Here is a 12,276-nt window from a genome sequence, read left to right as displayed (position 1 = left end):
ATTATTTAACAGCGCCAGTTACAATACCATTTCTTATCCATTTTTGTGCAAAGATGTACACAATAAACATTGGTAATAATGCTAGCAAGTATGACGCAAAAGCCAGATTATAATTTGTAGTAAATTGAGACTGGAATACATATTGAACTAAAGGCAATGTAGCCATTTCTGGCTTGCCCAAAATGATAAGTGGCAACATGAAATCATTCCATGTCCACAAACAAGTAGTAATTGCAACTGTAGCATTAATAGGCTTTAATAAAGGGAAAATTATTCTCCAAAATACTTGAAAAGTTGAAGCACCATCTATTGTTGCTGCTTCTTCAAGTGAAACTGGAATTGATTTAATATAACCTGAATATAAAAATATATTAAAAGGTAATCCAAATACAACATACAAGCATATTATTCCAATGATATTATCCATGTTTAAAATATTTACTTGCTTTACAAGAGGCAGCATAATTATTGGAAATGGTACAAACATAGCACTTAAGAAGTAATAGTATAATGCATTAAAAAACTTTTTCTTTCTATTTCTAGCTATAGCATATGAAACCAAAGAATTTGAAAGTATTGTAAGAATTAATACTGAAATTGTTATTGTTAAACTATTTTTTAGAGCATCAAAGAAATTTGTCATTTCAATGGCTTCAGTAAAATTTTCAAAACGCAATGACTTTGGAAATGATAAAGCACTTGGTACCATATCTTGTGGAGATTTCACAGCTATTAATATTGTTAAATACAATGGAAATATTATAGCCACTAAGGCTCCTGCTATCATAAGCGTAGTTACTATCCAATTAGTTTTGTTTCTCCTCATAGTACTTTTTCCTCCCTCTTTTCAAGGACTCTAAGCTGAAATAATGATATTGCTACAATTACGATGAAATAAATAACAGCATTCGCAGATTGATATGCAAAACTTCCTTGGTTAAATCCTCCGTTATAAATTACATAAGATATTGACTGAGTAACAGTTCCTGGTCCTCCTCCTGTCATAGCCACAACCTGATCAAATACCATTAAAAATCCTTTCATACATAAAACCATGTTAATTGTGAAAAATGGTGCTATTAATGGAAATGTTATGCTTTTAAATCTTTGCCATGAACTAGCGCCATCAATATCACAGGCTTCGTAAACATCAGTATCAATTGTCTGAAGTCCAGATAAATATATGATTGTATTAAAGGCTATGGATTGCCATGCTGCTACAAACACTATTCCAAGCCATGCAAGTTTTTCATCACCTAAGATGTTTTTACTAAGCATAGAAATGTTCATAGTCTCTCCAATGTTTGGTATAACATGAGCAAATACAAAATTGAATATAAATGCTACTATTAAAGTTCCTAATATGTTAGGAATAAAATATATTGACTTTAAAGTATTTTGAAATTTAATTTTTGAGTTTAAACCTACAGCAATTAAAAGACTTAAAATATTTACTATAATTGTAGTTATAATTGCAAATTTGAAAGTAAAAATGTACGCATGCATAACATTACTATCTTGAAATACTGCAATATAGTTTTTTAATCCAACAAAACTCCAATCACCATATCCTTTTGAATTAGTAAAACTATAAAATACACCTTCTAAAAGAGATAATGTATGAAATATAAAGAATAACAAAACTGCTGGTATAGTCATAATATAAAAAGCTTTTTTCTTTTTCAAAACCTTCAGCCCCCTATTATTTTTTTCATTTAACAAATAAATATTATTAACATATAGCATAGGTTGTCCTAAATTCAGTCTATTTTCCTAGAAATATTATTTTTCATGATTATCAATAAATATCTAGCTACAGTCATCTTTTAGGACATCCTTATGCCTTTTATTTTCTCCTATTTATTGCTTGCTATTAGCTTTATCATATTCAGTATCAAGTTGTTTTAAGAAGTCTGCCTTATCTTTTTTACTATAGAATCCTTGAACTAAACTTGCTGCATCAAATGAGCTTGGATAGTAGTGATCAGGGAAAACACCTATTTTTCCATTTTTAAAGCTTTCTTGTACATCCGTTACACTTTGATCATCTTGTGTCACATCTTTAACTGCAGAAAATGCGAATTGATCTTTTATATATTTTTTAGCATTCTCCTTTTGAGTCATAAATTCTATGAATTTTTTTGCTTCATCAGAATGTTTTGACTTACTTGTTATTCCCAATAACACATCTATACCAGATACTATATTATTTTTAGATGGATCGTTACTTGCAGGTAATGGGAACATACCTATATTAATATTAGGATTTGCTTTTTTTATTTCACTAATAGCCCAGTTACCTTGTAAATACATTGCTGATTTACCTTGTGCAAAGGCTGCATTACCATCATTGTATGATACTCCTAAAATATCTTCTTGCCCAAGGGTTCCTATAGTCTCCATCTTGTCCACTATTTCTCCATGTGTAGCTTCAAAAGTTGTTTTTCCTGCTTTTTTATCAGCTAAGAAATTACTAGGCTCCAAGTCACTAGCTATAACATTCCAGAAACACATTCCAGTCCATGCATCTTTAAGTGTCAAATAAAATGGTAATTGACCTGAATCTTTAATTTTTTTCGATACAGCCATGAATTCATCCCAAGTTTTAGGAATTTGCAATCCTAGCTTCGAAAATATATCTTTATTGTATAAAATGCCATCAGCATTAGTAGCATATGGAACTCCATATATCTTTCCGTTATCATTACTTGCTATGCCATGAAGCATATCTAAATATGGTTTTTGTATATTTTCAATGATGCTATCATTAGTAAGATCAACAAGAGCATTTGCATCTACTAGCGCACCATAGTTTACATCTGCACCTAGAGCTACTAAATCTGGCATATCATTTTTTGCAAGTCTTGTTTTTAAAACAGTACCAGCATTTGCAGGCGAATTAATTGAAATCTCAATATTAGGATTCTTCTCTTGAAATTCATTAGCTAATGATTGCAATATTGTTTTGTTTTCTGCCTTAGTTGAAAATAACTCTAATTTTACTTTTCCATTTTCTGTGCTACCTCCCTTAGAACCACATCCTGCTAACAATGAAATTCCAATTACTGAACTAATAGTAATTGACATTAGTAATTTTAATTTTTTATTCATTTCTATTCCTCCTATTTTGTAATTTCAGTATACGATTACGTAGGTTTAATATTATATTAATCATACTATTTTAGGTATATTAACCCTAAAAAGTACATTTTAATATCTATTTTTACTTATTAATACTTAATCGTTTACGTAAGCCATAAAAATTTACGTAATAATTTTTTTGCAAATCTTATATGAAACTATTACAAAGTTTAAAACTTAGAATTGTATATAAAACTTGTAATATAGCTTAATACTATTTTATAAATAATCATTGAAATATCTTATTTTCCTATAATCGGTTATATATATTGCTATTAATTTTCTACATTTCAGCTGCAATTGAGCACTTACAATACTAGAACTGTAAATTTAAATTTATTAGCGCAACTTATATATTTTTAATTTTTTTCACTGTTTCTCTTTCTATAATTTCAAATGGCATTATTATGCTTTCAACTTTTTCCTTGTAAGAAATTCTTTTTATTAACATTTCAACAGATTTTTTACCCATATCATATAAAGGTTGTGCTACTGTTGTTAAAGGTGGATATGACATTTCAGCTATATTTGTGTTATCATAACCTATTATAGAAATATCCTCTGGTACTTTTAAACCATTCTTATGTGCTACAGATAATGCTCCAACAGCACAATCATCAGATACTGCAAAAATAGCTGTAAATTTCTCACCTGTCTTTAGAAGTTCATTCATTCCTTCAACTCCATCTATAAAGCTAAAACCTTTTTCTTTAATAAGATTTTTCTTTATAGGTATGTTATTATCTCTTAATGCTTGCAAAAATCCATTTAATCGCGGTACTCCTGCTATAGGGTCTTCAGTCGGTCCAGATATAATTGCTATTTCTTTATGGCCATTTTCAATTAAATATGTGGTTGCTGAATAAGAAGCTTGATAATCATCAACCTTAACATAAGGTAATGAATACTTATACGATAATCCTGAAACAAGAACTGTTGGAATATGTGAATCTATTATCCTTTTGCATAAAGTATCATCTGGGGGTATGCTGCAAACAATCAATCCATCTACCTGCCTTTCAGATAATACCTGAAGATATTCTGACATCCTCTCCCACTTATCTCCACCATTACAAATTATAACGCTATAATTATTCCGTTGTGCAAAGTCTTCTATTCCATTTAAAATTTCTACATAATATGTAGTGCTTATTTTAGGACGTAACACCCCAATAGTTCGTGTTTCCTTGACCTTGAGATTTCTTGCAATGGCATTTCTTTGATAACCAAGTTCATCCATAACTTCAATTACCTTTTTTCTAGTTTCTTCAGAATAACCATCTAGATTATTTATTATCCTAGAAACTGTAGCTACAGAAACATTAGATTTTTTAGCGACATCTTTAATTGTGGGTCTTTTAATATTACTATTCATAACATATTCCTCTTTTTCAGTAAACGTTTAAGTAATTAAATCTTATCATAGTTGTACTTAATTGTCTATATTTTTTATATAATTATTTCTCTTCCAGAGGATGAATGGCTCTATAGCTACATCCTTTCCTTTGGCACAACTCTTCAAGTCATCGAACCTATAAGTGTACTCAATGAATTTGCAAATCGTCTAGAGAGTATGGCAAATAAATATCATTCCTAAACTTGACATAATGTCGTCAAGTTTACTTGATTATACTGACTAAGAAAACAAATTTATTTATAAGGAGGTATTTTTAATTATGGAAAATACTTTATCACTTGATATCAACAAAGAACTAGATGGTAAACGCATACTTGTGACAGGCGGAACTAAAGGTATTGGTAGATCTATTGTTGATCGTTTATTTAATGCGGGTGCAACAATAATAACAACTGCACGAACTATGCCCAATGATTTACCAGATTCTGTAGGCTTTATTCAAGCAAATGTTAGCACACCAGAGGGTGCTGAAAAAATTATTAAAGAAACCCTTGAAAAACTTGGAGGATTGGATATTTTAATAAATAATGTAGGAGGTTCTTCCTCTTCCACTGCTGGAGCATTAAGCTTAAGTGATGATGACTGGTTACAAGCATTTAACCAAAACCTATTTTCATCTGTACGTTTAGATCGTGGTTTTCTACCATCTATGATTAAACAACAGAAAGGTGTAATAATTCACATATCATCTATTCAGCGAAAGCTTCCAGGCATAATGACTATGCCATACTCTGCTGCCAAAGCAGCTATAACCAATTACAGCAAAAATCTAGCTACGCAGTTTGGCGGAGACGGAATACGAATAAATACAGTTGCCCCAGGTTTTACAGAAACAAAAGCTGCTGAGCGTCTTATTGAAAGAATGGCAGAAAATTCTGGAATTGACTATAATAGCGCACGTCAAGAATTAATGGATAACCTCGGTGGCATACCACTTGGTCGTCCGGCAAAACCTGAAGAAATCGCTGAACTTGTTGCTTTTCTTATATCAGACAGAGCTTCCTACATTACTGGTAGTGAGCATATTATTGATGGCGGCATAATTAGAACCATATAGCACCAAAGGATAGTTTACAAAATAACGCAATATGAACTTATTTGACTATATATTAATTACCAGTATAGAAGAGACTTTATGAGTACTTTACTAAAGGATATCTATGTCATAAAATTGTCTTCTAATCGATGGTCAGGTAATCCTACAAACTACATTAAATATTTTAGGAGGTAAAAGAATATGATCGTAAATAATTTATTATTAAAATTAAGAAATATAGATGCTGATACTATTAAAAAAACTCAAGAAATTCTTCTAAGTATGAGAGGAAAAATAGAAGTTCTAATAGATATACAAGCTGAAATAAATATACGTCCTGGTGAAAGCAATTATGATATAATTTTGATTACAAAATTTGCATCATTGGAGGATTTGGATAAATATCTTATTCATCCTAAACACTTAGAAGTTGCTAAATATATAGCCAGTGTCTTAGATACACAAGCATCTGTATGTTATAACTTATAAATAATAACGCAACTACTTCTTTTAAAAATAATAATTAATATATTTAATACTAAAATAAGAGATTCCTGCCTTCCTAAATTATCTTCAAAAAGTTAATGTAGGAAGGTTTATTGCGCTTAGAAATTGGTATATGTTGCAATAATACTTACCAAGACTCAGATATAAGGTATAATTACTTAAATGAATTTCCATCTCCTTGTATTTCTATAGCTTCCACTGCATATGAATTATTAGATTAGATAAAGTCTGTTATTGGAAAAGGTGTTATTAAACAAAAGAAAAATTATAATAAATCCAAACTTAAAGATTGTTACAGTTATTTTCTAAAATATAATAATGCAATTAAATTACTGGAAGAAATTTATCCTTATCTAGTGATTAATTCAAAAAGAAAAAGAGCCGAACTTATATAAAATAAGTATAAAGATCTAACTCCTAGTAATAGTAGCTATTCTGAAGAACTTCTACAAGCAAAATATGATTTTTATATCTAATCTAATTTTTTATCTTTCTTTTAAGGCATTAAAGCCTTGAAAATTCTTGAAATTGCGTTTATACTAACAGTACCAATTAGAGTTCTATCTAAGTCTAATCAGCTTTAAAAACCTTTTTAATTGTTTATAAAATCTTATTTAAGGAGAATAGCTTAATGTATACAATAAACGAAGTGGCTAATATTTGTAATATTTCACCTTATACAATTCGGTTCTATGACAAAGAAGGGCTTTTACCTTTTGTCTCTAGAAATAGTACTGGAAATAGACAGTTTAGTGATTCAGATTTAAACGTTGTTAAACTTATTTGCTGTTTAAAGAACACTGGAATGCAAGTTAAAGAGATCAGAAGATATATTGATTTAGTTATGCAAGGCGTTGAAACCAATGGACAGCGAAAGCAGATTATGATTGATCATCGGAAAGAGGTTATAAAGCAAATAGATGATTTAAAGAAAAATTTAAATATCATCGATTTAAAAATTGCTCTTTATGATTCCGACGACAAGTCGTCTCTTTCTCATATATTTTCAGAACAATAAGATAACTAAAAAAAGCAAGGCATTCTGCGGTATTTTAAAGTAGAAGACTTTGCTTTTATTCATTTAGCCTAGTATAGATACTTACCTATTATGTTTCAAATTCTCAAGTTTTAATTAAATAAATTTTACGTTTGTCAGCTTTTCTGATTCTTCCCAAAGCTTTGAAGCAACCTTAATATCCATTGCCTGAGGTGCAATTGTAGCTATAGTAGGATACCCCCTCATCTCTTTCATTTTTGAAGGTCCATAATAGGTTCCGCCTGTTGCATTTTCTGCTGTCGCAGCATAAAGTGATGGCCACGCTCCATTAGCTGCTGGCTGAAATAAAAACGGACCCATTAAACGTCGTATAATTCCATTTACGCTATTCTTTCCAGCTCCATTAGGAATTAGTTCCGTTCTGGATATTCCTGGATGTGCACTCATACTAGTAATCCCCCAGCCAGCTGCATCACTTCGTCGTTGCAATTCAAACGCAAACATAAGACATGCAAGTTTTGACTGAGAATAGGTTACCATTGGTTTATAATTGTGTTCTGCTTGAAGATCATCGAAATCTATAACTCCTGTAAGATGAGCTAAACTACTCAAGGTAATTACTCTAGGCTTATTTCCTTTTTTAAGAAGAGGAAGCATTTGTGCTGTTAATGCAAAATGTCCAAAATAATTTGTACCCATTTGCAGTTCAAATCCATCTTTTGTAACCAATCGCTTAGGCGGGGCCATTACCGCTGCATTGTTTATAAGAATATCTAAGCTTTTGCATTGCGATCTCATTCGTTCACCAAATGCTTCTATAGATGCAAGATCTGCTAGATCAAGTTCTTCAAAACGTATATTCCCAGAAGGATTTATTTTCTTAATCTTTCTTATAGCTTCTTCTCCTTTATCCCTATTTCGACCAGCCATTATAACCTCGGCTCCTGCGCGAGTCATCTCCAATGCTGTTTCATATCCAATTCCACCAGTACCTGTAATAACAACCAAGCGATTTTTTTGTGATGTTATATCTGCCGAGGTCCAGTTACGTTTGATATTTTCTGCCATAATAAACACTCCTTTTAATTTCTTCTGTACTAGCTTGTACACTGATTGATTTTATTTGTTTTATAATATAGACCCTATTTACCTCGCATGCCTTTCATAACTAAAATCATAAATTCCACTTAGGTCTTCTTTTGATACAATATATCTTACTTCTGAAAATACTTGAGTGATTTCAAGTATATTTTTTCTTGCTTACTAAATTAATAATGCGTTTTAAAAGTTATTAATTTGTGCTTTATATAAATGATAGCACTTAGAGTTTTATAGAAGTCAAGCGTTTTATTAATTGGATTTTTTGAACTGTACATCACATTGAATAAGTCGTTAAATCTGTTATCTTTCCGTTTATGCAATCCACTCCTTGCTCGAAAATACATAATGATTATTTAATACCAAAGACGCTCCTGAATCAGCTGAATGTTATTAAAATACACTTGTATATTTTTAAGTTAAAAATCGCTTTTTTATCTCTATAACCATTCTCTTCATACCTGGCATAATTCAAATAAAATGCTTATTGAAAAAATTATCTTATATAATAAAAATAGAAATGAACAGGCAATCACTTAGAGTACTATCTAAGTAATTGCCTGTTTATCTTAATAATATTTTCTTATAAGATTATGTATATAGAACCTTCTCCAAATCTATACAAATTAAAATAACCCACGAAAATCCAAATTTTAGATTTTCGTGGGTTTCATGGTGGAGCCGAAGCGGACCTTTAAAATCCACCATAAATTCACATACAGAATCCTTGTTTATATTTATCATAATCTATTTTTTGTAATTTACCAGAATAAAGTTAACTTGCACCAAAATATTTTATTAAGGCCTATATACCTCATCTATAATTTCAAACCCTTTTTCCTCAAGTAGCTTATCTACCCATTGTCTACTAATGCATCCATTATATCAAATTGAATACTTTACCATAGTTGAATATATTCTAACATGTTATAAAATTATTTTTAATGATTATTTATTAACAACATTCTTTGGTTCGCCCTTTATAAATGCATCTAAATTGTCTACTGCTATATTCATAAGTCTTTGTCTGCTTTCTTTTGGAGCCCATGAAATATGGGGAGTAATAATACAATTTTTTGCAGTAAGTAATGGATTGTCTCCTTTTATTGGTTCTGTTGATACAACATCAACACCTGCTGCGTATACTTTTCCACTATTTAATGCATCTGCAAGATCTTGTTCTACAATTAAAGGTCCTCTTGAATTATTAAGGATAATTACCCCATCCTTCATTTTTGAAATGTTGTCTCTATTTATAATTCCTTCTGTAGATGGAAATAAAGGACAATGTAGTGCTATAACATCTGATTCAGAAAATAATGTATCAAGAGATACATACTCTGCAAGTTCATTAGATGCATCCTTTGGATATCCATCAAATGCTATAACTTTCATGCCAAGTGCTTTTGCAATTCTTCCTGTAGTCTGCCCAATGCGACCAAAACCGATAACCCCCATTGTCTTGCCTGCTAATTCGATTAAAGGATAATCCCAGAAGCACCAATCGTTATTGTTTTCCCAACGTCCATCATGTACTGCTTTATCATGGTGAGCAATATGATGGCAGATCTCAAGCAAAAGTCCAATTACAAACTGACCAACTGCATCCGTCCCATATGTTGGGATATTAGTAACTGAAATACCTTTTTCCTTAGCTGCTACAACATCAACAACATTGTATCCAGTAGCTAACACACCAACGAATTTAATATTAGGACATTGTTCAAAAGTCTCTTTTAAGATTGGTGTCTTGTTTGTAAAAACAACCTCTGCACTGCCTATTCTTTCAACAATCTTATCCACAGGTGTTCTATCATATACCGTTAGATTTCCTAACCGCTCCATACCATCCCATGTTATATCACCAGGATTTAATGTATAGCCATCTAATACTACAATATTCATAATATTAATTACCTCCAAATTATTAGTCTTCTACAAGAGCCCATGCTCTATTAATAACTCTCTTTGTATTTGCTAAAACAATGTCCCCATCTTCATCACCCCAAGGCTTTACCTCTAATGACAATACATAAGGATTCTTCGCATTGAAAAAACCTTCTTCTTTTAATACTGTAAAAAAGTCTACTAATTCTTCAACATCATTTGCACTATTAGGAAATCCAAATCTTGGATGTTGATCGCCATAAGCTTCACATCCCTTTTCTACTACTGCATTTCCAATGTGGAAATGTGTGATATAAGGTCTTAACGTTTGTATAACAAATTTTGATGTTTCATAAGTTGTTGGGAAATGAGATAAATCAACCAATAAACCAAAATTATTATTCGTCATTCTCATATCAGCTGCAAATTGTGCTGCATAAGGTGCTGGTCCAATTAATGCTGCTTTTTCCATATCAAAATCAAATGCTTCCAGCTCAATCATCATATCTTTTTTAGCTGCATAATCACATAAATTTCTTGTTGTTTTTAATAATTGAGAATATGCTTGATTTTTTGTTTCTGATTCCCATTTTCCTGCTAAAAATGCAATACCTTTTGCGCCTAAATATTCTGCTTCATCTATTGCTTCAATTAGTGTAGCTTCTGCTTTTTTTCTTCCTTCTTCATTAATATCATTTGGATTTAAACCAGATCCTAATAATCTAGGCTGTGCTCCATAACAAACTTTAATATGTGATTGTTCTAATATTTTTTTCATAGCTGCACGTGTTTCATCATCTGCTACTTTAGTTACCTCTAAAGCTGTAAAATAAGGATCACATGCAAGTGATTTAACAGATTCAAGTAAAGGATAATTTACTGGTGGATGTGACATCCATTGAATAGTTCCTACTAAAAAATACTTTTGAATTGGATCTTTCATTTTTCTACCTCCTGAACTTCATTAAAGTATATTTAGAATCAAATTTAAAAATAATGCCACTTTAACTGATATAAAGTAGCATTATCTCCTATATTTTTCTAATACACCTAATTTATCACTATTATCATCTATTTAGATGTATAGAAACTTTATTAAGCCCTATATACCTCATCTATAATTTCAAACCCTTTTTCCTCAAGTAGCTTATCTACCCATTGTCTATTAACTGTTCCTGATGCTGAAGCTGCAACCTTTGCTGCATCTCCTGCTGCAATAGTTTTCGCTTTCTCTAATATTTGCGCTGCATCATTTTTAGGAATTACTATTACTCCATCAGCATCCCCAAGAATTATGTCTCCTGGGTTAACAGCTATACGCCCACAAGCTATTGGCACATTTACTTCACCAGGACCTTCTTTGTAAGGACCACCAGGAGTTGTCCCTGTTGCGTAAATTGGCATTATATATTTTGATATTGTATCAATATCACGTATAGGTCCATCTATTACTATTCCTTCAATCTTTTTAAAATCTGAAAGATATTTATACATAATTTCGCCCATTATTGACTGGCTTCTATCTCCTTCATTTGAAAATACAATTACATCTCCTTCTTCAGCCATATTAAGCGCTTTATGTAATGCAAGGTTATCACCAGGACGAGCTTTTACAGTTAAAGCTACTCCACACATGCTCTTTGTTGGACTTGACATTAATTTTATATCTGAGTGAAGTGCACATAAACGACCCATAGCATCTGCAACATTAGCTGCTGGAATTTCACTAAATGCTTTCACTAATTCTTTATCTGGAAGTTCTCTCTTTAAAAATATTCTATTTCCTACTGGCATATTAATCTTCTCCTTTTCGTCTAATATTATCATATATAAATATTATTAATAAAATTTAGTCTTTACAGCTTTATTCAATTGTTTTTTCTTTAAATAAGTTGTTATATTTATTTAAGGCTATATCTAATTTTTTACTTAGGCCAATTACTTCTGCATCTAATTTTTTACTTATATCAATTACATCTGCATCTACTAACTTATATCTATCCTCTATATAAGTATTTAATTCTATTAAAATATTTAGTTCTTGTCTAATTTTATAAATAAACATATCTATTTCTTCTAATGTTTCCATATAATTCGCCCTACTGCTAATATTTTTCATAAATATTAATATATTAATTTATACATTGTACAATAAATATACTGCAATATTTAAGCTAATATAGATTAATTAAA

Annotated in this window: 13 protein-coding genes; 4 read left to right on the top strand and 9 right to left on the bottom strand. The window is 30.8% G+C overall.

Going from position 1 to position 12,276, the window contains the following annotated elements; translation table 11 throughout:
* Position 1 precedes the first annotated feature (1 nt).
* The 4 genes from L3B98_RS03910 to L3B98_RS03895 all read right to left on the bottom strand — a co-directional run bounded on the left by L3B98_RS03910 (position 2) and on the right by L3B98_RS03895 (position 4,516).
* Positions 2-826: a carbohydrate ABC transporter permease gene (locus tag L3B98_RS03910; protein WP_065417157.1), complete on the bottom strand. Its 825-nt coding sequence runs from the start codon at positions 824-826 to the stop codon at positions 2-4.
* On the bottom strand, positions 823-1,686 hold the full coding sequence (locus L3B98_RS03905; RefSeq protein WP_015395047.1) for a sugar ABC transporter permease: 864 nt from the start codon (positions 1,684-1,686) through the stop codon (positions 823-825). The genes L3B98_RS03910 and L3B98_RS03905 overlap by 4 nt, the downstream gene beginning before the upstream one ends.
* Positions 1,687-1,860: 174 nt before the next feature.
* Positions 1,861-3,111 (bottom strand): extracellular solute-binding protein, encoded by a 1,251-nt coding sequence (locus L3B98_RS03900; RefSeq protein ID WP_238915691.1) that lies wholly within the window; start codon positions 3,109-3,111, stop codon positions 1,861-1,863.
* Between the two features lie 379 nt (positions 3,112-3,490).
* Complete coding sequence (locus tag L3B98_RS03895) at positions 3,491-4,516, bottom strand: LacI family DNA-binding transcriptional regulator (protein ID WP_238915690.1); 1,026 nt, start codon at positions 4,514-4,516, stop codon at positions 3,491-3,493.
* A 51-nt stretch (positions 4,517-4,567) separates the two neighbouring features.
* Between L3B98_RS03895 and L3B98_RS29060 the strand changes: the two genes are divergently transcribed.
* The 4 genes from L3B98_RS29060 (at position 4,568) to L3B98_RS03880 (ending at position 7,119) form a co-directional block, all read left to right on the top strand.
* Positions 4,568-4,738 (top strand): WYL domain-containing protein, encoded by a 171-nt coding sequence (locus L3B98_RS29060; protein ID WP_343073595.1) that lies wholly within the window; start codon positions 4,568-4,570, stop codon positions 4,736-4,738.
* A gap of 79 nt (positions 4,739-4,817) precedes the next feature.
* Positions 4,818-5,615, top strand: a complete 798-nt coding sequence (locus L3B98_RS03890) for an SDR family oxidoreductase (protein WP_238915689.1) — start codon at positions 4,818-4,820, stop codon at positions 5,613-5,615.
* Positions 5,616-5,795: 180 nt separating this feature from the next.
* On the top strand, positions 5,796-6,083 hold the full coding sequence (locus L3B98_RS03885) for a Dabb family protein (RefSeq protein WP_238915688.1): 288 nt from the start codon (positions 5,796-5,798) through the stop codon (positions 6,081-6,083).
* Positions 6,084-6,732: 649 nt separating this feature from the next.
* Positions 6,733-7,119, top strand: coding sequence for a MerR family transcriptional regulator (locus tag L3B98_RS03880; protein ID WP_015395052.1), 387 nt, complete (start codon positions 6,733-6,735; stop codon positions 7,117-7,119).
* Between the two features lie 114 nt (positions 7,120-7,233).
* Here L3B98_RS03880 and L3B98_RS03875 read toward each other — a convergent pair whose 3' ends face one another.
* The 5 genes from L3B98_RS03875 to L3B98_RS03855 form a co-directional block, all read right to left on the bottom strand.
* On the bottom strand, positions 7,234-8,166 hold the full coding sequence (locus L3B98_RS03875) for an oxidoreductase (protein ID WP_238915687.1): 933 nt from the start codon (positions 8,164-8,166) through the stop codon (positions 7,234-7,236).
* A gap of 978 nt (positions 8,167-9,144) precedes the next feature.
* A complete protein-coding gene (locus L3B98_RS03870; RefSeq protein ID WP_238915686.1) occupies positions 9,145-10,101 on the bottom strand; it encodes a D-2-hydroxyacid dehydrogenase in 957 nt (318 codons plus the stop codon).
* A 22-nt stretch (positions 10,102-10,123) separates the two neighbouring features.
* On the bottom strand, positions 10,124-11,026 hold the full coding sequence (locus L3B98_RS03865; RefSeq protein WP_238915685.1) for a sugar phosphate isomerase/epimerase: 903 nt from the start codon (positions 11,024-11,026) through the stop codon (positions 10,124-10,126).
* A 152-nt stretch (positions 11,027-11,178) separates the two neighbouring features.
* Positions 11,179-11,877 carry an RraA family protein gene (locus L3B98_RS03860; protein WP_238915684.1) on the bottom strand — a complete coding sequence of 233 codons (699 nt, stop codon included), beginning with the start codon at positions 11,875-11,877 and terminating at the stop codon, positions 11,179-11,181.
* Between the two features lie 70 nt (positions 11,878-11,947).
* Positions 11,948-12,172 (bottom strand): hypothetical protein, encoded by a 225-nt coding sequence (locus tag L3B98_RS03855; RefSeq protein WP_238915683.1) that lies wholly within the window; start codon positions 12,170-12,172, stop codon positions 11,948-11,950.
* Positions 12,173-12,276: the final 104 nt, after the last annotated feature.

Source organism: Clostridium sp. YIM B02555, from assembly GCF_022320955.1.
GTDB classification, from domain to species: Bacteria; Bacillota; Clostridia; order Clostridiales; family Clostridiaceae; genus Clostridium; species Clostridium saccharoperbutylacetonicum.
This window is presented reverse-complemented; position numbering and strand designations above follow the sequence as displayed.

Excerpts from the sequence above, each read along its gene's own strand:
- L3B98_RS03910 (WP_065417157.1), bottom strand. The coding sequence starts at position 826 with ATGAGGAGAAACAAAACTAATTGGATAGTAACTACGCTTATGATAGCA.
- L3B98_RS03865 (WP_238915685.1), bottom strand. The coding sequence starts at position 11,026 with ATGAAAGATCCAATTCAAAAGTATTTTTTAGTAGGAACTATTCAATGG.
- L3B98_RS03885 (WP_238915688.1), top strand. The coding sequence starts at position 5,796 with ATGATCGTAAATAATTTATTATTAAAATTAAGAAATATAGATGCTGAT.
- L3B98_RS03855 (WP_238915683.1), bottom strand. The coding sequence starts at position 12,172 with ATGGAAACATTAGAAGAAATAGATATGTTTATTTATAAAATTAGACAA.
- L3B98_RS03900 (WP_238915691.1), bottom strand. The coding sequence starts at position 3,111 with ATGAATAAAAAATTAAAATTACTAATGTCAATTACTATTAGTTCAGTA.
- L3B98_RS03880 (WP_015395052.1), top strand. The coding sequence starts at position 6,733 with ATGTATACAATAAACGAAGTGGCTAATATTTGTAATATTTCACCTTAT.
- L3B98_RS03860 (WP_238915684.1), bottom strand. The coding sequence starts at position 11,877 with ATGCCAGTAGGAAATAGAATATTTTTAAAGAGAGAACTTCCAGATAAA.
- L3B98_RS03870 (WP_238915686.1), bottom strand. The coding sequence starts at position 10,101 with ATGAATATTGTAGTATTAGATGGCTATACATTAAATCCTGGTGATATA.
- L3B98_RS03890 (WP_238915689.1), top strand. The coding sequence starts at position 4,818 with ATGGAAAATACTTTATCACTTGATATCAACAAAGAACTAGATGGTAAA.
- L3B98_RS03875 (WP_238915687.1), bottom strand. The coding sequence starts at position 8,166 with ATGGCAGAAAATATCAAACGTAACTGGACCTCGGCAGATATAACATCA.
- L3B98_RS03895 (WP_238915690.1), bottom strand. The coding sequence starts at position 4,516 with ATGAATAGTAATATTAAAAGACCCACAATTAAAGATGTCGCTAAAAAA.